Source organism: Brevibacterium litoralis (assembly GCF_040212315.1).
Lineage (GTDB): Bacteria > Actinomycetota > Actinomycetes > Actinomycetales > Brevibacteriaceae > Brevibacterium > Brevibacterium litoralis.
Map to the genome: position 1 here is coordinate 1 of NZ_JBDIUY010000033.1, position 24,900 is coordinate 24,900.

Consider the following 24,900-nt stretch of genomic DNA (forward strand, 5'->3'; position numbering starts at 1 on the left):
GGGTGACGATCGTGGCGAGCTCGGCCAGGTCGTCGGCGGTGGGGGTCCACGCGACCGCGGCGACGTTCGCCTCGATCTGCTCCGCCTTCGTCGCACCGGCGATCACCGAACCGACGGTCGGCAGGGCCGCCAGCCCACCGATCGCGACGTCGAGCATGGCGAGTCCACGTGCCTCGGCGAAGGTCCGGAACGCCTCGACGGCGTCGAAGTCCGCCGAGGCGAACCGGTGGGCCTCGGTCTCCCGGGCCAGGCGGGTGCCCTCCGGAGCGGCGTCGCCCGCCCGGTACTTGCCGGTGAGCAGGCCGTAGGCGAGAGGGAAGTACGGGAGCATGCTCATGCCCGTGTGCTCCAGCGCGGGGACGAGCTCCGAATCGGCGGCCCGGTTGTACAGCGAGTACTCGTTCTGCGCGGTGATGAAGTGCTCGGCGCCGATCGCGTCGGCGACGTGGTCGGCGTCGACGACCTCCCAGGCGGAGAAGTTCGAGCAGCCGATGTAGCGGACCTTGCCCTCCTGCACGAGTTCGGTGAGTGCGGAGAGGGTCTCCTCGATCGGGGTGATCCGGTCGGGGGTGTGGAGCTGGTAGAGGTCGATGCGGTCGGTGCCGAGCCGGGTGAGGGATCCTTCCACCGCCCGGCGGACGTAGTGCCGGGAGGCCCGGGCGGAGGTGGCGCCCGGATAGGTGTCCTGCATGTCCATGCCGAACTTCGAGGCGATGACGACCTCGTCACGCCGGGAGCCGAGCGCGCGGCCGAGCATCGTCTCCGAGGCGCCCTTCCCGTAGGCGTCGGCCGTGTCGAAGAAGTTCACGCCGGACTCCAGCGCGGCGTGCACGACGGCGTCCGTCGCATCCTGGTCGATGCGGGTTCCGAATGCGTTGCAGCCGACGCCGAGAGTCGAGACGAGCAGGCCACTGTTTCCGAGGGGTGTGTAGTCCATGTACCGCAGCCTATGCCCCTTCGCCGCCGAGGCGCCCGCCCGGTTCCGGACTCAGGTGTCCACCCGCTCCCGCACGGGCACGTACCGGACGAAGGCCGGGACCGCCGCGGCCGCGACGAGGGTGAGGATCACGACGAGGACTCCCCCCGCCGGCGGTCGCGATCGCGGGCGAGGTCGCTTCGGCGGCCCAGCCGTGCAGCAGGTCCGCGACGCGGGGACCGCCGGCGACCACGACGATGAAGACCCCCTGCAGCCGCCCGCGCATGTCGTCGGGGGCGGCCTCCTGGAGGATCGCGGACCGGAAGGCACCGGAGAACACGTCCATCGCACCGCCGAAGGCGAGGAAGGCCAGGCCGAACCCGAGGGACAGGATCCACGAGTACCCGGCGACCGGCAGCATGAGACCGAACCCCGTCATCGCGACACCCCAGGCGACGACGAGCCACACGACGGCCAGGCCCTGGCGGCGGATCCGCGAGACCCAGCCGGAGAAGAGTCCACCGAGGGCGCTCCCGGCCGCGATCGAGGCGAAGAGCAACGAGAACACGACTCCGCCCTCGGGCGGTCCGCCGTAGGTGACGTCGGCGATCTCGGGGAACAGCGCCCGGGGCATGCCGAAGACCATGGCGATGACGTCGACGACGAAGGACATGAGCACCACCGGGTTCGTCGCCACGTAACGGAACCCGTCCAGGACCATCGACATGCCGACCCGGCGCCGGCCTGTGCCCGATCGCGTCGGACGCATGCTCGGCAGGGTCCACACCGCCCACAGCGTGGCGACGAGGCACAGGGTGTCGATCGCGTAGAGCATCTCGTACCCGAACAACGGGATGAGGGCGCCACCGAAGACAGGTCCGATGATCGCACCGACGCTCATCACCATCATGTTGAGCGCATTGGCGCTCGGCAGTTGGTCGGCCGGGACGAGCAGCGGGATGACCGCACCGCGGGCCGGTTGGTTGAGCGCGAAGAAAGCCTGTTGGGCCGCATAGGTCCAGAGCAGGGCCCACACGTTCCGGGTGTCGACGGCGGCGAGGACCCAGAACCCCGCGGTCGTGACCACGAGCCCGAGAGTGGTGAGGACGAGGATCTTGCGCCGGTCGAACAGGTCGGAGAGCGCCCCGCCGTAGAGCCCGAAGACGATGAGAGGCACGAGTCCGAACAGGCCGGTGAGTCCGACATAGGCGGAACTGTGGGTGATCGAGTAGATCTGGGCCGGCACCGCGATGACGCTCATCTGGGCACCGATGACGGTGACGATGTTCGCGGTCCAGAGACGGCGGAAGGTGGGGACCCTCAGGGGACGTGTATCGGCGAAGAGGGAGCGGAAGGACACCCGGAAAGACTACGTCACAGAGGAAAGGGCCGAGCCCTGTGGGTGCCGAACCCCGTGGGTCAGGCGGACTTCTTGCGCTGGCGCGGTGCCTTGGCCGTGGTCCGCGGGACCAGGGTCGGTGCGACGTTCTTGTCGACGACCTCCTTGGTGACGACCACGCGCTCGACGTCGTCACGGCTGGGCACGTCGAACATGACCGGCTGGAGGACCTCCTCCATGATCGACCGCAGGCCACGGGCACCGGTACCGCGCAGCAGCGCGAGGTCCGCGATCGCCTCCAGGGCCTCCTGGTCGAACTCCAGCTCGACGTTGTCGAACTCGAACATCCGTTGGTACTGCTTGACGAGCGCGTTCTTGGGTTCAGTGAGGATCGACATGAGCGCCGGCCGGTCGAGCGTGTTGACGGTGGCCAACACCGGCAGTCGACCGATGAACTCCGGGATGAGCCCGAACTTCAGCAGGTCCTCCGGCAGGAGGTGACTGAAGACGTCGTTCTCGTCCTCGGCGGAGTGCAGCAGAGCACCGAAGCCGATGCCGTGCTTGCCACGCCGGGAGGAGATGATCTCCTCGAGCCCGGCGAAGGCGCCGGCGACGATGAACAGGACGTTCGTCGTGTCGATCGTGATGAATTCCTGGTGCGGGTGCTTGCGGCCACCCTGCGGCGGGACCTGCGCGACGGTGCCCTCGAGGATCTTGAGCAGCGCCTGCTGCACACCCTCACCGGAGACGTCGCGGGTGATCGACGGGTTCTCGGACTTGCGAGCGATCTTGTCGATCTCGTCGATGTAGATGATGCCGCGTTGGGCCTTCTCGGTGTCGAAGTCCGCGGCCTGGATGAGCTTGAGGAGAATCGTCTCGACATCCTCACCCACGTAGCCGGCCTCGGTGAGCGCCGTCGCGTCGGCCACCGCGAAGGGGACGTCGAGTTTCCGGGCGAGCGTCTGTGCCAGATAGGTCTTGCCGGAGCCGGTGGGACCGACCATGAGGATGTTGGACTTGGCGATCTCGACGTCCTCGCCGGAACCCTCACCCATCGCGCGGATGCGCTTGTAGTGGTTGTAGACGGCGACGGCCAGAGCCTTCTTCGCGTCCTCCTGACCGACGACGTACTCCTGGAGGTGGTCGAAGATCTCGCGTGGCTTGGGCAGCTCGGAGGGACCGGAGGTCTGGGTCTGCCCCAGCTCCTCCTCGATGATCTCGTTGCACAGACCGATGCACTCGTCGCAGATGTACACACCGGGTCCGGCGATGAGTTTCCGGACCTGCTTCTGCGACTTGCCGCAGAAATTGCACTTGAGCAGGTCTGCGCCCTCTGAACCGCGTGCCATACAACACCTTTCGCGGGCTGGCGCCCGTGTGTCCTCGTACTGATACCGGCCGGCACCCCGGGGTGACCGTCCGCCCAGTCCTCCGACCAGACTAGCCCTGCCGAATCGTCTACCTCAACAGTCAACCACACCGTACCGACACGCCCCGGCACCGAACGGTGCCGGGGCGTGTCGGGCAACACCGCCTCGTGGAGGCGGTACGGGGCCGCCTCAGAGTTCCTTGCGGGAGGTGAGGACCTGGTCGACGAGGCCGTACTCCAGTGCGGCCTCGGCGGTGAGGAACTTGTCGCGCTCGATGTCGTGCGAGATCTCCTCGGGCGACTTGTTCGAGTGCGCGGCCAGCGTGTTCTCCAGCCACTCGCGCATGCGGAGCACCTCGTTCGCCTGGATCTCGATGTCCGAGGCCTGACCCTGGCCCTGACCCTGCATGGCCGGCTGGTGGATGAGGACCCGGGCGTTCGGCAGCGCCAGACGCTTGCCGGGAGTCCCGGCGGCCAGCAGGACCGCCGCGGCCGAGGCGGCCTGCCCCAGGCACACCGTCTGGATCTGCGGCTTGATGTACTGCATCGTGTCGTAGATCGCGGTGAGGGCCGTGAAGGAACCACCGGGCGAGTTGATGTAGAGCGTGATGTCCCGGTCGGGGTCCTGCGACTCGAGGACGAGCAGCTGTGCCATCACGTCGTCGGCGGAGGTGTCGTCGACCTGGACGCCCAGGAAGATGACCCGGTCCTCGAACAGCTTGGTGTACGGGTCCTGCCGGCGGAAGCCGTAGGGCGTGCGCTCCTCGAACTGCGGCATCACGTAGCGCGAGGTGGGCAGCTGACCGGCCGCACCCCAGGGATTCTGTGTCGTCATTCTTCTTCTCCCGGTATCGGTTCGAGGATCAGGACAGGGCGGAGGTCGAGGAGACGACCTGGTCGATGAAGCCGTACTCCTTGGCCTCCGGCGCCGTGAACCAGTTGTCCCGGTCGTTGTCCGCGAGGATCTGCTCCAGCGACTTCCCGGTCTGCTCGGCGGTGAGTTCCGCCATCTGACGCTTCATGCTGAGGATGAGCTCCGCCTGGATCTTGATGTCCGTGGCGGTACCACCGAACCCACCGAGCGGCTGGTGCATGAGGATCCGGGTGTGGGGCAGCGCGTACCGCTTGCCCTTCGCGCCGGAGGACAGCAGGAACTGGCCCATGGACGCGGCCATGCCCATCGCGACGGTCGCGACGTCGGGCTTCACGTACTGCATGGTGTCGTAGATGGCCATGCCGGCCGTCACGGACCCACCCGGCGAGTTGATGTACAGGTAGATGTCCTTGTCCGGGTCCTCGGCCGCCAGGAGCATGAGCTGCGCGCAGATGACGTTCGCGTTGTCGTCACGCACGTCCGATCCCAACCAGATGATCCGCTCCTTGAGCAGACGGTTGAAGATGTGGTCGTCCAGACCCATGGCTCCCGCGCCCTCGGCGGACACTGGGCGGGTGAACTCGTGATCGCTCACGTTGCACTCCTGTCGATCGGTGACTGTTGTCAGTGACTCTAACCGGTGGGACCGCCAAAACTTCCCCGCCCGGGGCCCGGTTCGCCACGGGCGAAAGCGCCGGTCACACGCGCTGCGCGGAGCACCCCCACGACGCCGAGGCGCCCGCCGGGTCCGCACGTGGTGTGCGGTCCCGGCGGGCGCCTCGGGAGCGGATGGGTGACCGGCGGTCGGTGACCGCCGCGGGTCACTTCTCCTCGGCGGACTCCTCGGTCGCATCCCCGGCGTCGACGGTCTCGCCCTCGCCCTCGGGGGTCGTGAAGGCGGTCATGTCGACGGTGTTGCCGTCGGTGTCGACGACCTTCACCTGTGCGAGGACGCTCGCGAGAGCCTTGCGACGGGAGACCTCGCCCATGATGGCGGGGACCTGACCCTGCTGGTCGAGCATCTGCGCGAACTGGTTCGGGTTCATGCCGTACTGCTGCGAGGCCGACACGATGTACTCGATGAGCTCGGCCTGCGAGACGGAGAAGTCCTCGTCCGAGCCCTCGATGACGGTGTCGAGCACGAACTGGGTGCGGAGGGCCTTCTCGGTCTCCTCCTTCACCTCGGCACCGTGCTCGTCGTCGGCCTCGCGACCCTCGGACTCGAGGTGGCGCTTGACCTCGTCCTCGACCATCTTGGCCGGGACCGGGACGTCGGCGGCCTCGATGAGGGCGTCGAGCACCTTCTCGCGGGCCTGGACGCCCTGCTCCATCTCCTTGGACTTCGCGGCCTGGGCCTTGAGGTCCTCGCGGAGCTCGTCGATCGTGTCGAACTCGCTGGCGAGCTGGGCGAAGTCGTCGTCGGCCGCGGGGAGCTCGCGCTCCTTGACTGCCTTGAGGGTGATCGTGACCATGCCCTTCTCACCGGCGTGGTCGCCGCCGGCGAAGGTGGTCTCGAAGGTGGTGGACTCCTCGGCGGACAGACCGTCGAGGGCCTCGTCCATGCCCTCGAGCATGGTGCCGGCACCGACCTGGTAGGAGATGTCCTCGGCGGTGTCGATCTCCTCGTCGTCGATCTTCGCGACGAGGTCGAGGGTGACGAAGTCGTCCGTCTGGGCCGGACGCTCCACGGTGGTGAGCGTGCCGAAACGGGCGCGCAGCTCGTCGAGCTCCTTGGCCACGTCCTCGTCGGTCACCTCGTAGGTGTCGACCTCGACGGAGATGGAGTCGTAGGCCGGCAGCGTGATCTCGGGGCGCACGTCGACCTCGACGACGAAGGTGAAGTCACCCTCCTCGGCGCCGTCCAGACCGGGGACACCGGTGACCTCGACCTCGGGCTGACCGAGGGGCTGCAGCTTCTGCTCCTCGATGGCGTCGCGGTAGAAGCCGTCGAGGCTGTTGTTCACGGCCTCCTGGAGGACGGCCGGGCGACCGATGCGCTGGTCGATGATGCGGGCCGGTGCCTTCCCCTTGCGGAAGCCGGGGATGTTCACCTGCTTGGCGATGTCCTTGTAGGCCGCGTCGATGCTCGGCTTGAGTTCGGCGTAGGGCGCTTCAACGCTGAGCTTGACCCGGGTGGGGTCGATCTTCTCGACGGAGCTCTTCACTGTGTACCTCTCGTTTCGGGCAGTGTGTACGTGGACCGCGGGCACCGTGGTGTGCGGCCGACGCGGCAGGAGACGCGTCGGGGTCCGTCCAAGATCGTGGGACCCGGGGTCACAGGGCGGGATCCGGGCGGTCGTCCGCCCAAAAAACACGCCTTCCAGTCTAACCATCGCGCACGCCTGCGCCGAAATCGCGGAAACGGACCATTCACCCGGCGGCCGTCGTGAGGACCTCCCGGAGGTTCCGGACGGCCGCCCCCGGGTCCGCGGCCTCCGTGACCGCTCGCACGACGACGATGCGCCGTGCCCCGGAGGCGGCCACCTCGGGAACCCGCTCCGCGTCGATCCCACCGATGGCGAAGAAGGGTTTGCGCGAACCCACCGCCGCGGCGTGGGCCGCCGCCGCGCGGATCGCCACGCTCAACCCGGAGGTGGAGGTCCGCACCCACCGCGCGCGCGTCGACGCCACCTGGGTCGTCGACCTCCTCCGTGGCTACGACGTCGTCGTGGACGGTTCCGACAACTTCGCGACCCGCTATCTGATCGCGGATGCCAGCGAGATCACCGGCGTGCCCGTCGTCTGGGGCGCGATCCTGCGCGGGAGTGGTCAGGTGAGCGTCTTCTGGCCGGGCCGGGGTCCGCACTACCGTGACCTCTTCCCGGAGGCGCCGCCTCCGGACCAGGCCCCCTCCTGCGCCGAGGCAGGTGTGCTCGGGACCCTGCCGGGGCTCCTCGGAACACTCATGTCCACCCAGGTGATCCAACTGGTCACCGGGACCGGATCACCCCTTGTCGGCCGGTTGCTCCTGTGGGACGAAGCCACGCACACCTCCCGCGTCCTCCGGGTCACCCCGGACCCGGACCGCAGCACCGCCACCCGGGTCGAGACCCCGGCCACCGCCGGGTCCACCGGTGGACCCTCGCCGGACGAGACGGTGGGCCCGGCTGCACTGCGGGAACTGCTCACCGCCGGAGTGACCCTCGTCGACGTCCGGGAGCCGTGGGAATTCGCCGCCGGGGCCGTCCCGGGAGCCACGAACGTCCCCCTCGACCGGGTACTCACCCTCGGGTCCGCAGCGCTCCCCCGGGGTGACGACCTGGTCCTGTACTGCCAGGGAGGCGTGCGGTCGGCCCGAGCGCTCGACCGTCTGCGCCCCGACTGGGCCACCCGGGAGGGACGCCTGCGACACCTCGAAGGCGGGTACGCGGCGTGGGAGGCGGCCGCAGGCCCCGGGTGAGGGTTCCGCAGCACAAAGCCCCGGCGAGAGCGTGGGGCTCTCACCGGGGCTTTCGTGGTGGAGGGGATGACGGGAATCGAACCCGCGTAATCAGTTTGGAAGACTGAGGCTCTACCATTGAGCTACATCCCCGAGATATTCGATTGTGCACCGTTCCCGAACGCGGTCCGTAACCGGTGCGTGAAGAACATTAGACCAGTTCGATTCGCGGACACAAATCGGGCGACGGTGGCGTGCGCCACAGGAGTCGCCGGCACCGGACCCCTGCGCCCACCCGGATTAGGTGAACGACCGCGCACCGCACTAGGATTCCCGTTCGTACGGGGCGTGGCGCAGGTTGGTAGCGCGTCCGCTTTGGGAGCGGAAGGTCGCAGGTTCAAATCCTGTCGCCCCGACAGTCACGGGTCCGGGACCGAGAGGTCCCGGACCCGTCTCAGTCCCCGAGCCCGAGGTGCCCGGAGAGGAACCGCGCCACGTCGTCCTCCCACTTCACCGGGTCGACGTTCCACTCCTTCGTGTGCCGTGCCTTCTCGTAGTGCGGCATCGTCACGAGATCGCGGCGGACGTTGGCGAGCGCGTGTGAGGGACCCGACGGCACGAAGTCGTCGTCGTCGGAGTGGACGAGCAGCATCGGCACGTCGAGTTCCGCCGCCCGCGTCACCCAGTCCAGTCGGTCGAGGTCGAGCGGCGTCTCCAGACCCGTGATCGGTTGGGCCCACGGCCGGGAGATCATGTCGAGCGTCAGGCGGGCCACCGGCGTCGGCAAGAAGTTCTCCCGGGCCTGGTGGTCGAGCACGCTGTACCAGTCGACCACGGGCCCGTCGAGCACGAGGGCGGACACGAACCGCCGGTTGCGCCCGCGGCTGGCGGCCTGGAAGGCGATCGCACCGCCCATCGACCAACCCACGAGCACCACCCGCCGCGCCCCGTGGGCGAGCGCGAAGTCGATCGCGGCGTCGATGTCGATCCATTCGGTGTCGCCGAGGCCGTAGCGGGCGGTGTTCCCCACCCGCACCTCGGCGTCGTTGCGGTAGGAGATCGCCAGGGACGGGATCCCGAGGGCGTCGAGGACGGGCACGGCACGCAGACCCTCGGCCCGGGTCGCACCACGGCCGTGGATGAGGACCGCCCACGTGTCCCGTCCGGCGACCACCTGTCCCGAGTCGGTGCGGGCGACGGGTTCCGCCTCGTCACCGGCGGCGTCCGCCTCGGCCGCGGCCGTCGGGAACCACCAGGCCGGCAGGTCCCCGACCTCCGTGGTGAGCACGATGTCCTCGTAGGGCAGTTCCAGGCACTCCGGGTCCGGGTAAAAGGTGCCGGTCCAGCGTCCGGACGTCGCGGTCCGCAGGTCACCGTGCGGCACCCCGAGCACCTGCCGGGAGACCGTTCGTGACCAGGGGTCGTACTCGAGGATGTCGCCGATCTGTGCGTGGCCCCGTCCCCCGTCGAACCAGAGTCCGTACCGACCGGGGACGATCGTCTCCTCGTCGGCGGACAGGTGCACGTGCATGTCGTCGTCGAACCCGTCGACGTGGAGGATCTGGACGTTCTCCGGTGCCTGCCCGGGGACGACGATCTTCCGCGCGAAATAGGCCGCGAGACCCGAGGACGCGGCGGACACGACGGCCCCGAGCCCCAGTCCGATCCCGAGACCGGCGAGCGCGGTGCGTGCGGCACGCCGGGTGCCGGGACGCCCGGCGACCTCGGTGACGCCCTCGACCACCGCGGCGGCGAGGGACCCGGCGGATCCTGTACGGGGAACGGTGTCCGACATGAATGAGTCCTCCTTGCCCGGAATCCTAGCCCCCGCCCGCCCCCGTACGTCCAGGATCCACACAGGACCGCGGAAAGGACACCGACCGTGCCCACGGCAGATCCCACATCCACGGCAGATCCCACATCCACGGCACCAGCGCACCGGGTCTACACTGGCACGCGATCCGCCGGACGCATCTGCCGGACCCGCAGGTCCGCGGCAGGTACGACATCGATTCGCATTGCGAGGCACACCGTGAGCACCACCACGCACAACTCCCCCACCGACGGCACGACCGACACCCCGCGGGGTACCGCGGAGTCGGACGTGCGGAACCGCACGGAAGCGCAATGGCGGGAGATCCTCTCGCCCGAGGAGTACCACGTGCTCCGCGAGGCCGGCACCGAACGCCCCTTCGTCGGCGAGTACACCGACACCTTCGCCGAGGGTTCCTACCGCTGCCGCGCGTGCAAGGCCGAGCTCTTCCGCTCGGAGACGAAGTTCGCCTCCCACTGCGGATGGCCGGCCTTCTTCGCCCCGCTCGCCGAGGACCGGGTCCGCTACATCCGCGACGAGACGCTCGGGATGGAACGGGTCGAGGTCCGCTGCGGCACCTGCGACTCCCACCTCGGCCACGTCTTCGGCGGTGAGGGATACCCCACCCCCACCGACCTGCGCTACTGCATCAACTCGATCGCACTCGTCCTCGACGAGGGCACGCGGTGACGACCGGGACCCCCGCCGCAGCGACCGGGTCCGCCGCCGAGGCGCCCTCCACTCCCGGCACACCCGCCCGGGTCACCACCGCCGAGGTGGTCGTGAAGTCCTTCGCGGAACTGACTTCCACCGAGCTCTACGGCATCCTCCAGTTGCGCAGCGAGGTGTTCGTCGTCGAGCAGGACTGTGTCTTCCTCGACCTCGACGGGGTCGACCTGTACCCCGGCACCCTCCACGCCTTCGTGCCCGGTGCGGCCGGACCCCAGCCCTTCCGCGACAGCCACGGTGAGCAGACCGGACTGGCGGTCAAGCCGCTCGCCTACGCCCGGTTGCTGCCCCACGGTCTCGTCGACGGCCCGGCCGGCCACCCGGCGGGCCGGTCGATCGGCCGCGTCGTCTCCGACGGTGCCGCCCGCGGGACGGGTGCCGGCCGTGCGGTCGTCGGACGGTTCGTCGAGGACTTCGGGGCCGACACCCTGCTCACCCTCAACGGCCAGTCGTACCTGGAGCGCTTCTACTCCTCGTTCGGGTTCGCCGTGAGCGGTCCGGAGTTCCTGGAGGACGGCATCGAGCACCTGCCCATGCGGCGCCGTCCGGGCACCTGAGAGAAGCCGGGCGCCTGAACGGGGCCGGGCACCCGAACAGCGCCGTTCTCAGCGGGTGATCCGGTCGGCCACCGCGGCCCACCGCGAGGTCCGGGCGTCTCCCCGTCGGCTCTCCGCGCGCTGGGCCAGGGAGAACAGCGTCTGCACGGCGTGGGTCCCGATCCACCGGAGGGGTTCCGGCTCCCACCGTCGGGGCCTGCGACGGATCCACGGCGAGTCCCGCAGTGGGGAGTCCGTCCCGGTGAGCACCTCGGCGAGCGTCCGGCCGGCCACGTGCGCGGCCGTCACCCCCTGCCCCACATAGCCGCCGACCCGCGCGAGACGGTGGTCGGCGGACACGTCGATGTAGGGCGCCCAGTCCCGCGGCACCCCGAGCACCCCGCCCCAGGCGTGGGCGAAGGTGATCCGTCCGGCCGGGAACAGACCGCGCACCTCCTCCTGCAGACCGCGCACGGTCCGGGCGTCCAGGCGCCACTGTCCCCCGGTACCCGAGCCGAACTCGTAGACCTTGCCGCGGCCGCCCAGTGCGATCCGGTCGTCGGCCGTACGTTGGGCATAGAAGTACCGGTGCGAGGCCGCACTCACGCACTCCCGCCCGCTCCACCCCGCACGGTCCCAGAACTCGGCGCCGAGCAGGTCGGTGACGACCATGGTCGAGAACATCGGCAGGACGTCGCGGCGGTGCCCGGGCAGGTCCGCGGTGTAGGCCTCCGTCGCGAGCACGACGGTGTCGGCCCGCAGCGATCCGGTCGCGGCCCGCACGGTCCCGCCGGAGGCGTCAACCGCTGCGACCCGAGTCCGTTCCGCATACCGGTGTCCGTCCCGCCGCTCATGCGCTCACTTGCTCACGAACTCGTACCAGATGGTCGAGAGTTCACCGAAGTTCTCGCCCCAGTACTCGACGTCCTGGGTGAGCATCTGTTCGGTGATCTCCGGCCGGGACACGTCGAACTCCTCCAGGGCCGCGTCGATCTCCGGCTCGGCCCCGACGTTCACCGGCGAGTACGTGGTGAGTTCCATCTGGGTCGCCTGCTGTTCGGCACCGAGCGCGTAGTTGATGAGCGCGTGGGCGGCCACCGAGTTCTGCGAACCCTTCGACACCGACAGTGAGTCGGAGGCGAGGAAGGCCTGGTTCCACACCGGCTTCCAGTTCGCCCCTGCCTTGTTCGCCTCGTACACCCGTCCCGACCAGCCGAAGATCATGTCGACCTCGCCGCCCTGGATCATCTGGGTCTGCTCGGCCCCGGAGGTCCAGAAGGCCGTGTTCTCCTCCCCGAGCGAGGCGTAGACCTCCAGGGCCCGGTCGGTGTCGAGCGGGTAGAGGTCCTCCGGCGCGACCCCGTCGGCCAGGAGGGCGGCCTCGAAGGTGCCACCGGTCGGCGAACTCGTCCCCTCGATCCCACGCGTGCCGGGGAAGGCCTCCGTGTCGAAGAAGTCCTCCCACCCGGTCGGCGGGTCGTCCCCGTACCGATCCGCGTCGTAGAAGAAGCCCGCACCGTAGCTCATCGCCGGGAGGAAGCACTCCCCGGTCGGCATCCCCTCGGGGATCTGCGAGGTGTCGATGAGCGACAGGTCGAGCGGCTCGTAGAGCTCGTCGCAGTACGCCGCGGACTGGATCGCGCTGGAGACGATCATGTCCCACTGGACGTTGCCGGAGTCCACCTGCGCCTGCAGTTTGGCGTCGTCCGTCGGCCCGTCGGTCATGACGGTCGCCCCGCTGGCCTCGGCGAAGGGGGTGACGAAGGCCTGCTCCTGCCCGTCCTGGTAGCCGCCGCCCCACGACACGAAGGTCATCTGCGTGCCCTCCAGGGAGCCCTCGGCGACCTCACCTGCCACCGGATCCTGGAAGTCCGCGGCCGCGACGTCCGCACCTCCCCCGCCGCTCATGCAGCCGGTGAGGAGGACCGCCGCCGAGGCGCCCGCCCCGAGGGCCGTCCACCTCCCGCGGGTGCCGTGTGCGGTCGGGGTGGTGGGAGCGTGGCGGAGCAGGGATACGGGGATCATGGTTCTCTCGTCTCGTGTGGGGATCGTCCGGTCCATTGTGGCCCCACTCACATCACGACTGCGCGACGAAGCGGTACCAGGCCTCGTCGAGTTCGTCGACGTTCTCACCCCAGTACTCGTGGTCCGGGGCGACGAGCTGCGACAGGGTCTCCGGGTCCGAGACGTCGAAGGGCCGGGCGAACTCGTCGAGTTCCGGCTCCGCGTCCGGGTTCACCGGCGGGTAGGCGGTGAGTTCCGCGTGCCGGGTCTGCTGTTCGGCGCCGATGAAGGCGTTGATGAGGGCGTGCGCGGCCACCACGTTCGTACTGCCCACCGGCACCGCGAGCACGTCGGAGTCGAGGATCCCGCCGGCCCAGACCGGGCGCCAGTCCCCGCCGGACTCGTTGGCCTCCGGGACGCGACCGGACCACCCGAGCATCATCGTCACCTCGCCGCCCTGCATGAGCTGGGTGGACTCGGCGCCGGTGTTCCAGAAGGAGGTCCGTCCGAGACCGGCGTACATGTCGAGGGCCCGCTCGACGTCGAGCGGATAGAGGTCCTCCGGGGCCACCCCGTCGGCCATGAGGGCGAACTCGTAAACGCCCGGCTGGGGGTTCGCCCGCCCCTCGATGCCCCGCCGTCCGGGAAAGCGGTCGAGGTCGAAGAAGTCCGCGGCGGAGGTCGGCGGATCGTCCCCGTAGACCTCGGCGTCGTAGTAGAAGGTGTACCCGTAGACCATCACCGGGACCGAGCACTCCCCCACCGGCAGGTCGGCCGAGAGCGCGGTGGTGTCGATGAGCGACAGGTCGAGCGGTTGGAACAGGGTGCCGCAGGACTGCGCGGCCCGGGTCGTGCTCGTCTCGACGACGTCCCACGTGACGTTCCCGGACTCGACCTGGGCACGGAGCTTGGCCCGCTCCGCCGGCCCGTCGGACAGGATCGTCGCGCCGGTCGCCGCGGCGAAGGGATCGACGACCGCCTCGAGCTGACCGTCCTGGTATCCCCCACCCCATCCGGCGAAGGTCATGGTCGTCCCCGTGAGCGCACCGGCGGGCAGGGCACCGGCGACCGGGCCCCGGAAGTCCGCGGGGTCCGGCCCCGCGGCGGGCGCCTCGGCGTCGGTACCGCACCCCGCGAGCAGGAGGGCTGCGGCGCAGATGCCACCGAGGAATCGGCGGGAGCGCGCGCGGGAGAGGTGAGGGGACGTCGTCATCCGGGGAGGACCTCCGGTTCGGCCACGGGCGTGCCGCGGGATGCATACAGGGTGCCCACCGCCCCGAGCGGGACGGCGCGCACCCTTCCTATCATGTTTTACGCGCACCTGCGCAAATCATGTATTCCCTGGTCATCACCCCTGCGACACGTACCGGTGCCAGGTCTCGTTGAGCTCGTCGTAGTTCTCGGCCCAGTACTCGTAGTCCGGGCGGACCAACTGGTCGAGAATCTCCGGGTCCGAGACGTCGACCTCGGCGGCCACTTCGTCCATCTCGGGGGTCGCCTCCGGGTTCACCGGCGGGTAGGCCGTCGTCTCCGTGAAGACCGTCTGCTGTTCGGCCCCGAGGAACCAGTTGATGAGCGAGTGGGAGGCCACGACGTTGTCACTGCCGGCGGTGATCGCAAGGATGTCGGAGTCGACGATCCCGCCGTCCCACACCGGCTTCCAGTTCTGCCCGTTCCGGTTGACCTCCGGGATCCGACCGGACCAGCCGATGAGCATGTCGACCTCACCACCCTGGATGAGCTGGGTCTGCTCCGCACCCGAGGTCCAGAACACCGCGTCGTCGACGACCCGGTCGTAGACGGACAGGGCCCGGTCGGTGTCGAGCGGGTAGAGGTCCTCCTCGGCGACCCCGTCGGCCATGAGTGCGGTCTCGTAGGTGCCCGGGGTGGGGCTGGCACGTCCCTCCAGGCCCCGGACGCCGGGGAAGTTCTCCGTGTCGAAGAAGTCGGCCCACGTCGTCGGCGGGTTGTCGCCGTACTTGTCTGCGTCGTAGAAGAAGGTGTGCGCGTAGACCATGATCGGCACGAAGCACTCGCCCTGCGGCAGGTTCTCCGGGATGACCGACCGGTCGATGAGCGTGTCGTCGAGAGGCTGGAAGAGATCCCCGCACAGCGCGGTGCCACGGACCGGGCTCGCCTCGACGGTGTCCCACGTGATGGTCCCGGACTCGACCTGCGCCCGGAGCTTCGCCAGGTCCGTCGGTCCGTCACTGAGCACGTTCGCCCCGGTGTGGGTGGCGAAGGGATCGACCACGTGCTCCATCTCCATGTCCTGGTAGATCCCGCCGTAGCTCACGAAGGTCATGTCGGTGCCCTCGAGCGCACCCTCGGGAGCCTCCCCGGCGGGCAGACCCTCGAAAGCCGCGGTGTCCACCTCCGCGGACCCTCCACCGGAGCCGGACATGCACCCGGCGAGGAGCACGAGACAGGCACCCGCGCCGATCACTCCCAGCGCCCCCGTCCGCCATGTCGATCCCGGTCCCGACCCGTGATACCGCTGCTGTGTCGTCTCCATCCATCGACCCTGACGTGACGCCGACGGCCCTCGGGTCACATCCGGATCACGGTCCGCAGCCCTGAAGTCGAGGGTCCGTGCGTCGAGGTGCCCTACTTCTCGGTGCTCGTCCCCGCAGCCGCACCCCGGGTGAGGAACCCGAGGTCGACCGGGGGCTCCTCACCGACGGCCAACGCCGCGCCCACGCACCCGATCGCCGGGGCGAACTTGAACCCGTGGCCGGAGAAGCCGGTGAGGAGTACGACGTCCGGCATGTCCGGATGGGGACCGATGAGCTCGTACCCGCTGGAGGTGAAGGACTCGAAGTACGCGGCCGTCCGCATGGGGTACGGGTCGAGACCCGGCATCACGCGAGCGATGAAGTCCGCGAACCGGTCCACGTCCTCCTCGGACACCCGGTGGTAGGTCGAGGGCGTCCCGGGAGCCGCGGAGGTCGGCACGGCCGTGTCGGGGTCCTCCACCCGGTGGTCCGCCGAGTACCCGAGTCCGAGCTTGTAGGCCGACCGGTCGGCGTAGGGCAGGCCGTACGCGTAGTCCGGCGCCATCCGGATGAAGGGGAGCACCCCGTCCAGGTGTCCCGGCTCGCGCGGCAGGAACCACGCACTCACGAGACACCGGGACTCGACGGTGTCCGCGAGTTCCGGGAACAACACCCGGGTCCAGGCGCCCGGTGCCACGACCACCCGGTCGTACATCTCTGTCCCACCCCGATCGTCGACGACCCGGACACGCCAGTCGGCCACCTGTTCGACGGCGACGACACGGGTCCGGCTCCGCAATTCGGCGCGGTGCGCCCGGGCCAGGGTGGCGGCGGCGTGCACGGTGCGTTCGGGGAAGATCGTCCCGCCCCCGTGGTCGAGGACCGTGAGGTCGTCGTCCGCCGGGCGGAACTGGGGGAAGCACCGCCGGGCCTCGGCTGAGTCGAGGACGGTGTAGCCGTCCGGACGGGCGGAGACATGGGCGAGTGCCGCCTGCATGTCCGGTGCCTGCGGATCGCCCGAGAGCACCGAACCGGTGAGCTCCCGCACCGTCCGCCCGGACTCCGCCGCGAGGCGGCGGTACCAGTGGTCGGCCAGGTCCCCGAGCGGCTGGTAGCCGGGGTCCTCGTACTGGATGGTGCGGAACAGACGGGTCTCGCCGCCGGCCGCGCCGCGGGAGTGGCCCGGCGCGTACGTCTCGTAGCCGGTGACGGCGTGTCCGGCGCGGGCCAGTTGCCAGGCGACCTGGGCACCCATGGTGCCCAGGCCGACGACGGCGATCCGCAACCCGGACGACGGACGGGAGAAGGACGGTGGGCGAGGAGTCGAGGGGCTCATGTCCCGCAGACTACGCGCCCGGGTCCCTCAGCGGTCGCTGGGGAGGACCTTCGTGTTCTCGGCCTTCCACCCGATCATCACCGTGTCACCGACACCACCGACGAACGCACCGGTGTCCTCGGCACGCACGATCCCCTCACCCGAAACCGTCGTCACCCGGTACTTCACCGAGTTCCCGACATACGTGATGTCCTCGATCACCGCGTCCGTGCGCACCTCGACCCCGACCTCGTCCAGCCGGGTCGCATCCGCGGCGATGAACACGTTCTCCGGACGCACCATGAGGGTCGCCGCCCCCGACCACGCCTCGTCCGGTGTGAAGGGCATCGACACACCCGCCGCGGTGAACCCGGACCCGTCGAAGTCCCCGGCCAGGGTCACCGACTCACCGACGAACCCGGACACGAACTCGTTGACCGGATCCTGGTACAGCTCCCGCGGCGTCCCGATCTGCTGGATGCGCCCCTTGTCGAACACGACGATCCGGTCCGACAGGGCCAGCGCCTCGTCCTGGTCGTGGGTGACGAACACGACCGTCGTCCCGATCTCCCGATGGATCCGCCGGATCTCCTGCTGCAACTGCTCCCGCAACGCCTTGTCCAGAGCCGACAGCGGCTCGTCCATCAACAACAGCGGCGGGCGGAAGCAGATCGCCCGGGCCAGGGCCACACGCTGCCGCTGACCACCGGAGAGCTGCGCCGGCAGCCGGTGCCGGAACTGCGTGAGACCCACCGTCTCCAGGGCCTTCTCGGTCGCTGCCTTCACCTCGCTCTTCGGCAGCTTCCGCTGCTTGAGCGGGTAGGCGACGTTCTTCTCCACGCTCATGTGCGGGAACAGGGCGTACCCCTGGAACACCATCCCGATGTTCCGCTTGTGGATCGGCGTGTGCGTCAACGGTTTCCCGCCGAGGGTCACCTCTCCGTGGGTGACGTCCTCGAACCCGGCGATGCAGTTGAGCGTCGTCGTCTTCCCCGACCCGGAGGGCCCCAGGAACGTGACGAACTCACCGGGTTCGATCGACAGGCTGATGTCCCGGATCGCGGTGAAATCACCAAAGGTCTTCGTGACATCCGTCAGCTGCAGGCCGGCGCCGATGGGATTCTCAGGCATCAGTGGACTTCTTTCGCTTGTTGCCGGGCAGGATCGCGATGAGCGCGGCGACGGTGGTGATCACCATGATCACGGTCGCCGCCGCAGCGATCGTCGGATCGACCTCCCGCTGGATGGACGTGTACATGCGCACCGGCAGCGTCTGCAGGTACGGCGACTGGATGAACATCGAGACGATCACCTCGTCGAAGGAGGTGATGAACGCGAACAGGAACCCCGAGAGGATCCCGTTCTTCACCGCCGGGACGGTCACCGTGAAGAAGGCCTTGACCTTCCCGGCCCCGGAGATCCACGCGGCCCGCTCCAACTGGGAGTCGTAGGTCGACAGGACCGCACCGACGTTGACGACCACATAGGGCAGCGCGAGGACCGTGTGGGCGATGAGGAAGCCCGGCAGGGTCCCGACCAGACCGGTCCGCAGGAACACCGCGTACACGCCGACACCGAAGGCGACGGCCGGGATGAGCATCGGCATCACCAACAGGCCGTTGGAGAACACTTTCAAGAACCCGGTCGACTTCGACAGGCCGTAGGCGGCCACCGTGCCCAACACCGTCGCGATCACCGCGACGAGCAGACCGATCTGCACCGAGTTGAGCAGACCCCCGATCCACTGCGGGTGGGTGAAGAAGTTCTCGTACCACTGCAGGGAGAACCCGTCGGGTGGGAACGCCAGGGACCGCTGCGCGGTGAACGACAGGGGGATCACCACGAGTGTCGGGGCGACCAGCCACACCGCGATGAGCACACACACGATCCACAACACGACCCGCGAGGTCGAATGCTTGCCCGTCATACCCGTGCACCTCCGATGTTCTGGATCCTGATCCCCAGGATCTTCGCGACGAAGAACACGAGGACGAACACGAGTCCCACGGTCGCCAACAGCGCCCAGGCCAGTGCGCCACCGTGACCCCATTCGAGGAGTTCCTGGATCTGCGAGTACAGGGCGTTGGGCAGGATCTGCTCCCGCGGGGAGCCCAACAGGGCCGGGGTGACGTAGAAGCCCAACGACAGGATGAACACGATGAGTGCCCCGGAGAACACACCCGGCAACGACATCGGCAGGTACACCTGCGTGAACGCCTTGAACGGGTTCGCCCCGAAGATCTGCGCGGCCATCGGGATGCGCATGTCGATCGACTTCATCACCGAGGCCATCGGCAGGACCATGAACGGCATGAGCACCTGACACATACCGATGAGCACCGCCGTCTGCGTACCGAGCACGTTCATCTCCACACCGAACGGTCCGAGCAGCATGCCCAGGACACCGTTGGGTTGGAGGATGATGATCCACGCGAAGGTCCGGACCATCATCGACGTCCAGAACGGCAGCAGCACGATGAGCATGAGCACACCGGCGACCCGCTTCGACGAGGTGGCGATGAGGTACGCGAACGGATAGCCCAGCAGCGCGGTGATGAGGGTCGCCGACAGGGCGAGTCGGATCGTGCGCCACAACAGTTCGAGGTTGAACGAGTTCTGGAACAACCACGCGATGTTCTGGAAGCCCGGTTGCGGGTCGGTGAACGCCCGGATCAGGACGATGAGCACGGGCAGGACGAACGCGATGACCACGACGATCACGACCGGCAACACGAGTGCCAGGTACGGCGTCGGGACACGCGTCCGACCCGCTGAGACAGCAGCCACTTACGGCCACCTCCTGTCTTCAGGTGGGACGTGTGGTCAGGAATTCAGGTGGGACTGCCAGGACGCGGACAGTTCGGCGTAGTGCTCGCCCCAGTACTCGGCGTTCTGCGGGATCGTCACTCCGGACACCTCCGGACGGGAGACGTCGAACCGCTCGGCCGCGGGAGAGAGATTCGGTTCGGCGTCGACGTTCACCGGCGAGTACGACGAGCCCTCGGCCATCTCCGTCTGGGGACCCGCACCGAGCGCATGGTTGATGTAGGCGTGTGCGGCGACGAGGTTCTCGGTGTCCTTGGCGATCGAGAACGAGTCGTTGGCCATGATCCCCTGCTCCCAGACAGGGGCGAAGTCCGCACCGGCCTCGTTCGCCTCGAAGACGCGGCCGGACCACGCCATGATCATGTCGGCCTCGCCGCCCTGGATCATCTGCGTCTGTTCGGCGCCCGAGGTCCAGTAGACGGTGTCGTCCTCGATATCGGCGAACCGTGCGATCGCACGGTCGGTGTCGAGCGGATAGAGGTCGTCCGGTGCCACCCCGTCGGCCATGAGGGCGGCCTCGTAGGTGCCGGAGGTCGGGGTCGCACGTCCGTCGATCGCACGGGTGCCGGGATAGGACTCCGTGTCGAAGAAGTCCGCCCAGCTCGTCGGCGGGTCGTCGCCGTACCGCTCGACGTCGTAGAAGAAGGTGTAGACATAACTGAGCGAGGGAACGTAGCAGTCACCGGTCGGCATGCCCTCGGGGATCTTCGAGGTGTCGATGAGTGAGAAGTCGAGTTCCTCGTACAGGGTCCCGCAATGCGCGGCGTTGTACGTGGGCGCGGAGTTGATGACGTCCCAGGAGACGTTCCCGGCCTCCACCTGGGCCTCGAGCTTGGCCTGGTCGGTCGGCCCGTCGGGCAGCACGGTGGCACCGGTGATCTCGGAGAACGGGTCGCTGAACGCCGCGGACTGCACGTTCTGGAACTCCCCTCCCCACGACACGAAGGTCATGTCCACACCGGCCAGGCTGTCGGCCGGTAGCTCCCCGGCCACGGGATCGGCGAAGACCGAGGCGTCGACCTCGGTCGATCCACCGGCGCCCGACATACAGCCGGTCACCAACAGTGCGGACGTTCCTGCCAACAGGGTCGTGGCGAGGGTCTTCTTCAAGCGGTTACCTCCGAGGGTCACCTGGTCGGACGGGAGAACTCCCACGTTCGGGAGATTCTCAGGGATTCAACACTGTAACCCAGGGGTCATGAAGCAGACGGATCGTGTACGACCCGTCACAGGGCCGTGATCTCCCGGAAACGACGGGAACGACCGGACCCCGCCGACCACGCACGTCGGCGTGGAGGACGGGGTCCGGGAGGTCACGGGGAGCGCCCGGGACTCAGGGCGCCTCGGCGGCGGCGTCCGGCCCTTGAGAAGCGGCGGGGTGCCGGGGTTCGGGCGGCGGGGTGCCGGGGTTCGGGCGGCGGAGAGCGCCGTTCAGACGGTGCCGGTCTCCTCGTAGGAGGTCATGATGCCGATGCGGCGGTTGTGGCGCTCGTCGTCGCTGAAGGGCTCGGTGAGGAAGGCGTCGACGATGGCGAAGCCCTCGGCCTCGCTGTGCTGCCGGGCGCCGACGGAGACGACCCACGCGTCGTTGTGCTGGCGCGCGAGGCGGGAGATCTCCGGGTTCCAGGCGAGCGCGGCACGCGCACCCTTCACCTTGTTGGCGGCCATCTGCTCACCGTTGCCGGAACCGCCGATGACGACACCGAGCGAGTCGAGACCCGCCTGCCGGTCGTCGACCGTCGCCTGCGCGGCGGCGATGCAGAACGCCGGGTAGTCGTCGAGGGCGTCGTACTCCAGGGCGCCATGGTCGACGACCTCGTACCCGGCGGCGTCGAGGTGTGCCTTCAGGGCCTCCTTGAACTCGAAACCGGCGTGGTCCGTACCGAGATGAACCTTCACTGTCCTGCCTTTCGTGGCTGCTACGGCGAGTGGAGCGTGGGGGCGTCAGTCGAAGACCGGGCCCTGGGTACGGGTCCGCTTGAGCTCGAAGAATCCCGGGGTACCCGCGACGGCGAGGAGGCCGTCGTACAGCTTACCGGCGTCCTCGCCCTTGGGGGCGGGGGTGACGACGGGGCCGAAGAAGGCGACGTCCCCGACGGCGACGACCGGGGTGCCGACGTCCTCGCCGACCCGCGAGATCCCGTCCTGGTGCGAGGCCCGCAGCGCCTCGTCGTACTCGGTCGACTCGGCATAGGAGGCGAGCTCGGCGGGCAGACCGACCTCGGCGAGCGCCTCGGCGATCACGGCCGGCAGGTCCTTGTTGCCACCGGGGTGGATCCGGGTGCCCATCGCGGTGTAGAGCGGCGCGATGACGTCCTCACCGTGCTGGTCGGCCGCCGCGATGACGACGCGGACGGGGCCCCAGGCCTCGTCCATGCGCTTGCGGTAGTCCTCGGGGAGCTCGTCGCGGCCCTCGTTGAGCACGGACAGGCTCATGACGTGGAACTTCACCTCGACGTCGCGCACCTCCTGCACGTCGAGCGCCCAGCGGGAGGCCATCCAGGCCCAGGGGCAGATGGGGTCGAACCAGAAATCGAGAGTGGAGGTCGCCATGGGGTTTCCCTTCGTCCGGGGGATGGAACAATGACCGGGTCAGATCTTCCCATGTTTTCCGTTCCGATGGAGGTCCCCAGGTGCCGCAGCACAATCTCACCCGTCAGGAGGCCGCGGACCGGGCGGCACTCGTCCAGGTCGCGGCCTATGACGTCACGCTGGTCCTCGACGGACAGGGTCCGGACTTCCGGTCCGTCACGACGGTCCGGTTCTCCGCCATCCCGGGTGCGAGCACCTTCATCGACGCGATCACCGAAACCGTCGACCGGGTCGTCCTCAACGGCACGGCGCTCGACGTCGCCGAGGTGGTCGACGCCGGGCGGATCGCGCTGCCGGATCTCGCCGCGGAGAACGAGCTGGTGGTCGACGCCCGGTTCGCCTACATGAACACCGGTGAGGGCATGCACCGGTTCGTCGACCCCGTCGACGGCGAGACCTATCTCTACACACAGTTCGAGGTACCCGACTCCCGCCGCGTGTTCGCGGTCTTCGAACAGCCGGATCTCAAGGCGAGCTTCACCTTCACCGTCGCGGCCCCCGACCACTGGACGGTCGTGTCGTCCTCGCCGACCCCGACGAGCACCTCGGCGGCGGACCTGGCGGCGGACCTCGGGTTCGCGGCCACGGGCCTGGCCCTCTGGGAGTTCGCACCGACCCCGCGGATCTCCAGCTACGTCACCGCGATCGTCGCCGGCCCCTACCGGTCGGTGCACGCGACCCTCGACTCGACCGACGGCGAGCAGGTGCCGCTGGGGGTGTACTGCCGTGCGTCCCTGTTCGAGCACCTCGACGCCCAGAACATCATCGACATCACCGTCAAGGGGTTCGCGTTCTACGAGGAGCTCTTCGGCACCCCCTACCCCTTCGAGAAGTACGACCAGCTTTTCGTCCCAGAATTCAACGCCGGGGCGATGGAGAACGTCGGCGCGGTCACCTTCCTGGAGAACTACGTGTTCCGGTCGCGGCCCACCGACGCGATGGTCGAGCGGCGCGCGGTGACGATCCTCCACGAACTCGCCCACATGTGGTTCGGTGACCTCGTCACGATGAAGTGGTGGAACGACCTGTGGCTCAACGAGTCGTTCGCGGAGTTCATGTCGACGCTCGCGACCGCCGAGGTCACCGAGTTCTCCGACGCCTGGACCACCTTCGCGACCCTGGAGAAGTCCTGGGCCTACCGGCAGGACCAGTTGCCGTCCACCCATCCGATCGTCGCCCCGATCGAGGACCTGCAGGACGTCGAGGTGAACTTCGACGGCATCACCTACGCGAAGGGCGCGAGCGTCCTGAAGACACTCGTCGCCTGGGTCGGGCGGGACGCCTTCTTCACCGGTCTGCGGGCCTACTTCGAGAAGCACGCCTGGTCGAACACGGAACTGACCGACCTCCTCGACGAGCTCGCGGTGGCCTCCGGCCGGGACGTCGACGCCTGGGCCCGGCTGTGGCTCCAGGAGTCCGGCGTCAACCTCATCACGCCCGCGGTCGAACGGGACGCCGCCGGCGGGATCACCGCGCTCAGGCTGCACCAGGTGCCCTTCGAGATCGCCGGGACGCCCACACCCTCGCTGCGCCCGCACCGGATCGGCGTCGGCGTTTACGCCCTCGACGAGGCGGGCCGGTTCTCCCGGCGGGCTCTCGTCGAGGTCGACATCGACGGGGAGACCGCCGAGGTGCCCCTGACCCCCGAGCAGGTCACCGGGGAGGGGTCCACCCGACCGCTCGTGGTCGTCGTCAACGACGCGGATCTCGGGTACACGAAGACGCGGCTCGACCCGACGAGCCTGGAGACGGTGCTCGCACACCTCGACGGCTTCGACGACTCGCTCACCCAGCTCATGGTCCTCTCCACGGTGTGGGACATGGTCCGGGACGCACAGCTGCCGGCCACCGACTACGTCGATCTGCTCCTGAAGCACCTGGAGTCGATCACGCACTCGACCGGTCTGCTCGTGCAGTTCCGGCAGCTGGCGACCGCGCTCACCGCCTATGTACCGCCGGCCGATCGCCCTGAGCTGCGGGAGCGGGTGGCCGAGCGACTGTGGGAACTTCTCGACCGGGTGCCCGCCGGGTCCGACCAGCAGCTCCAGATCTTCCAGGCCTACCTCAAGCACGCCCACTCCCCCGCCCAGCTCGACCGGGTGGCCGCGGTGCACGGAACCCAGGAGGCCCCGAGCGTCGGCCTGGAGATCGACACGGACCTCGCATGGGAGGCCGCGATCGCGTTGTCGGCCGCCGGGCGCCTCGACGAGGCGGGTCTGCGGACCCAGCTCGACCGCGACGACACCGCTGCCGGCCAGCGCTCCGCGGCCACCGCCCGGGCCGCCACGGCCACGACCGAGGCGAAGACCCGCGCGTTCCGGTCCCTCGTCGACGACCGTGAGATGCCCAACGCCCGTGTCAACGCCGTGGCCCGCGGCTTCGCCCTCGGTCTCGAGCGGGCGGACGGGTCGCTCGTGGCCGCAGGTGACGACCTCGACGACTTCGCCACCGAGTACTTCGCCCGGGTGACGGGCTGGTGGGAGACCCGCACCCTGGAGATCGCCCAGGCGCTCACCCAGTGGCTGTTCCCGCCGGCGTCCGGGTCCGTCGTGGCCGCGGCCCGGGCCTGGGAGGATACGCACCCCGACGCCCCACGTGGGCTCCGGCGCCTCATGCGCGAGAACATCGACACCGCCGAACGCACGCTCCGCTGCCAGGCGGTGGTCCGGGGTTGAGGCCGCGGGCCGGTGGCACACCGGCCCCTGGCACACCG

23 protein-coding genes and 2 tRNA genes are annotated in these 24,900 nt (G+C 68.9%); 5 read left to right on the plus strand and 20 right to left on the minus strand.

Going from position 1 to position 24,900, the window contains the following annotated elements; translation table 11 throughout:
- From AAD496_RS11635 to AAD496_RS11665, 7 genes are all read right to left on the minus strand, one after another.
- Positions 1-937 (minus strand): aldo/keto reductase (locus AAD496_RS11635; RefSeq protein WP_349828928.1); only part of this gene is annotated, 937 nt, incomplete at its 3' end.
- A gap of 10 nt (positions 938-947) precedes the next feature.
- Positions 948-2,276, minus strand: a complete 1,329-nt coding sequence (locus tag AAD496_RS11640) for an MFS transporter (protein WP_349828929.1) — start codon at positions 2,274-2,276, stop codon at positions 948-950.
- A 59-nt stretch (positions 2,277-2,335) separates the two neighbouring features.
- Positions 2,336-3,604, minus strand: coding sequence for an ATP-dependent Clp protease ATP-binding subunit ClpX (clpX, locus tag AAD496_RS11645; protein WP_349828931.1), 1,269 nt, complete (start codon positions 3,602-3,604; stop codon positions 2,336-2,338).
- A gap of 210 nt (positions 3,605-3,814) precedes the next feature.
- Entirely contained in the window at positions 3,815-4,459 is a 645-nt protein-coding gene (locus AAD496_RS11650; protein ID WP_349828932.1) for an ATP-dependent Clp protease proteolytic subunit, read from the minus strand.
- Positions 4,460-4,487: 28 nt separating this feature from the next.
- Positions 4,488-5,042, minus strand: coding sequence for an ATP-dependent Clp protease proteolytic subunit (locus tag AAD496_RS11655; protein ID WP_349829004.1), 555 nt, complete (start codon positions 5,040-5,042; stop codon positions 4,488-4,490).
- Positions 5,043-5,319: 277 nt separating this feature from the next.
- On the minus strand, positions 5,320-6,663 hold the full coding sequence (gene tig, locus AAD496_RS11660) for a trigger factor (protein ID WP_349828933.1): 1,344 nt from the start codon (positions 6,661-6,663) through the stop codon (positions 5,320-5,322).
- 205 nt (positions 6,664-6,868) lie between these two features.
- Positions 6,869-7,042 carry a thiamine phosphate synthase gene (locus AAD496_RS11665; protein WP_433913763.1) on the minus strand — a complete coding sequence of 58 codons (174 nt, stop codon included), beginning with the start codon at positions 7,040-7,042 and terminating at the stop codon, positions 6,869-6,871.
- On the opposite strand from AAD496_RS11665, the gene AAD496_RS11670 reads away from it, so the two are divergent.
- A complete protein-coding gene (locus tag AAD496_RS11670) occupies positions 7,029-7,898 on the plus strand; it encodes a ThiF family adenylyltransferase (protein ID WP_433913764.1) in 870 nt (289 codons plus the stop codon). The two genes, AAD496_RS11665 and AAD496_RS11670, sit on opposite strands and share 14 nt — an antisense overlap.
- A gap of 58 nt (positions 7,899-7,956) precedes the next feature.
- Here the strand turns inward: AAD496_RS11670 and AAD496_RS11675 are convergent.
- Positions 7,957-8,030: transfer RNA gene (locus AAD496_RS11675), tRNA-Gly, on the minus strand.
- A gap of 189 nt (positions 8,031-8,219) precedes the next feature.
- On the opposite strand from AAD496_RS11675, the gene AAD496_RS11680 reads away from it, so the two are divergent.
- Positions 8,220-8,293: transfer RNA gene (locus AAD496_RS11680), tRNA-Pro, on the plus strand.
- A 38-nt stretch (positions 8,294-8,331) separates the two neighbouring features.
- On the opposite strand, the gene AAD496_RS11685 is transcribed toward AAD496_RS11680, so the two are convergent.
- A complete protein-coding gene (locus AAD496_RS11685) occupies positions 8,332-9,672 on the minus strand; it encodes an alpha/beta hydrolase family protein (protein WP_349828935.1) in 1,341 nt (446 codons plus the stop codon).
- 237 nt (positions 9,673-9,909) lie between these two features.
- On the opposite strand from AAD496_RS11685, the gene msrB reads away from it, so the two are divergent.
- Both msrB and AAD496_RS11695 read left to right on the plus strand, forming a co-directional pair.
- Complete coding sequence (msrB, locus tag AAD496_RS11690) at positions 9,910-10,380, plus strand: peptide-methionine (R)-S-oxide reductase MsrB (RefSeq protein ID WP_433913765.1); 471 nt, start codon at positions 9,910-9,912, stop codon at positions 10,378-10,380.
- Positions 10,377-10,976 carry a GNAT family N-acetyltransferase gene (locus AAD496_RS11695; RefSeq protein ID WP_349828936.1) on the plus strand — a complete coding sequence of 200 codons (600 nt, stop codon included), beginning with the start codon at positions 10,377-10,379 and terminating at the stop codon, positions 10,974-10,976. The genes msrB and AAD496_RS11695 overlap by 4 nt, the downstream gene beginning before the upstream one ends.
- 48 nt (positions 10,977-11,024) lie before the next feature.
- On the opposite strand, the gene AAD496_RS11700 is transcribed toward AAD496_RS11695, so the two are convergent.
- The 11 genes from AAD496_RS11700 to AAD496_RS11750 form a co-directional block, all read right to left on the minus strand.
- On the minus strand, positions 11,025-11,738 hold the full coding sequence (locus tag AAD496_RS11700; RefSeq protein WP_349828937.1) for an NAD(P)/FAD-dependent oxidoreductase: 714 nt from the start codon (positions 11,736-11,738) through the stop codon (positions 11,025-11,027).
- 75 nt (positions 11,739-11,813) lie between these two features.
- On the minus strand, positions 11,814-12,980 hold the full coding sequence (locus tag AAD496_RS11705) for an ABC transporter substrate-binding protein (protein WP_349828938.1): 1,167 nt from the start codon (positions 12,978-12,980) through the stop codon (positions 11,814-11,816).
- 52 nt (positions 12,981-13,032) lie between these two features.
- Positions 13,033-14,172, minus strand: coding sequence for an extracellular solute-binding protein (locus AAD496_RS11710; RefSeq protein ID WP_349828939.1), 1,140 nt, complete (start codon positions 14,170-14,172; stop codon positions 13,033-13,035).
- A gap of 135 nt (positions 14,173-14,307) precedes the next feature.
- Positions 14,308-15,474, minus strand: a complete 1,167-nt coding sequence (locus AAD496_RS11715; RefSeq protein ID WP_349828940.1) for an extracellular solute-binding protein — start codon at positions 15,472-15,474, stop codon at positions 14,308-14,310.
- Positions 15,475-15,566: 92 nt separating this feature from the next.
- Positions 15,567-16,790 (minus strand): FAD-dependent oxidoreductase, encoded by a 1,224-nt coding sequence (locus AAD496_RS11720; RefSeq protein ID WP_349828942.1) that lies wholly within the window; start codon positions 16,788-16,790, stop codon positions 15,567-15,569.
- Positions 16,791-16,817: 27 nt separating this feature from the next.
- Entirely contained in the window at positions 16,818-17,900 is a 1,083-nt protein-coding gene (locus AAD496_RS11725; RefSeq protein ID WP_349828943.1) for an ABC transporter ATP-binding protein, read from the minus strand.
- Positions 17,893-18,696, minus strand: coding sequence for an ABC transporter permease (locus AAD496_RS11730; RefSeq protein WP_349828944.1), 804 nt, complete (start codon positions 18,694-18,696; stop codon positions 17,893-17,895). Before AAD496_RS11730 ends, AAD496_RS11725 begins: the two co-directional genes overlap by 8 nt.
- Positions 18,693-19,556 (minus strand): ABC transporter permease, encoded by an 864-nt coding sequence (locus AAD496_RS11735; protein WP_349828945.1) that lies wholly within the window; start codon positions 19,554-19,556, stop codon positions 18,693-18,695. Before AAD496_RS11735 ends, AAD496_RS11730 begins: the two co-directional genes overlap by 4 nt.
- A gap of 36 nt (positions 19,557-19,592) precedes the next feature.
- Positions 19,593-20,705 (minus strand): extracellular solute-binding protein, encoded by a 1,113-nt coding sequence (locus AAD496_RS11740; protein ID WP_349828946.1) that lies wholly within the window; start codon positions 20,703-20,705, stop codon positions 19,593-19,595.
- Between the two features lie 321 nt (positions 20,706-21,026).
- Positions 21,027-21,494 carry a ribose-5-phosphate isomerase gene (locus AAD496_RS11745; protein ID WP_349828948.1) on the minus strand — a complete coding sequence of 156 codons (468 nt, stop codon included), beginning with the start codon at positions 21,492-21,494 and terminating at the stop codon, positions 21,027-21,029.
- 45 nt (positions 21,495-21,539) lie between these two features.
- Positions 21,540-22,148, minus strand: a complete 609-nt coding sequence (locus AAD496_RS11750; protein ID WP_349828949.1) for a mycothiol-dependent nitroreductase Rv2466c family protein — start codon at positions 22,146-22,148, stop codon at positions 21,540-21,542.
- Between the two features lie 80 nt (positions 22,149-22,228).
- Here AAD496_RS11750 and pepN point away from each other — a divergent pair, with 80 nt between their 5' ends.
- Positions 22,229-24,862, plus strand: a complete 2,634-nt coding sequence (gene pepN, locus AAD496_RS11755) for an aminopeptidase N (RefSeq protein ID WP_349828950.1) — start codon at positions 22,229-22,231, stop codon at positions 24,860-24,862.
- Positions 24,863-24,900 lie beyond the last annotated feature (38 nt).

Coding starts and splice junctions, on each gene's coding strand:
- clpX (WP_349828931.1), bottom strand. CDS start 3,604: ATGGCACGCGGTTCAGAGGGCGCAGACCTGCTCAAGTGCAATTTCTGC.
- AAD496_RS11650 (WP_349828932.1), bottom strand. CDS start 4,459: ATGACGACACAGAATCCCTGGGGTGCGGCCGGTCAGCTGCCCACCTCG.
- AAD496_RS11655 (WP_349829004.1), bottom strand. CDS start 5,042: ATGGGTCTGGACGACCACATCTTCAACCGTCTGCTCAAGGAGCGGATC.
- AAD496_RS11685 (WP_349828935.1), bottom strand. CDS start 9,672: ATGTCGGACACCGTTCCCCGTACAGGATCCGCCGGGTCCCTCGCCGCC.
- AAD496_RS11705 (WP_349828938.1), bottom strand. CDS start 12,980: ATGATCCCCGTATCCCTGCTCCGCCACGCTCCCACCACCCCGACCGCA.
- AAD496_RS11710 (WP_349828939.1), bottom strand. CDS start 14,172: ATGACGACGTCCCCTCACCTCTCCCGCGCGCGCTCCCGCCGATTCCTC.
- AAD496_RS11715 (WP_349828940.1), bottom strand. CDS start 15,474: ATGGAGACGACACAGCAGCGGTATCACGGGTCGGGACCGGGATCGACA.
- AAD496_RS11720 (WP_349828942.1), bottom strand. CDS start 16,790: ATGAGCCCCTCGACTCCTCGCCCACCGTCCTTCTCCCGTCCGTCGTCC.
- AAD496_RS11725 (WP_349828943.1), bottom strand. CDS start 17,900: ATGCCTGAGAATCCCATCGGCGCCGGCCTGCAGCTGACGGATGTCACG.
- AAD496_RS11730 (WP_349828944.1), bottom strand. CDS start 18,696: ATGACGGGCAAGCATTCGACCTCGCGGGTCGTGTTGTGGATCGTGTGT.
- AAD496_RS11750 (WP_349828949.1), bottom strand. CDS start 22,148: ATGGCGACCTCCACTCTCGATTTCTGGTTCGACCCCATCTGCCCCTGG.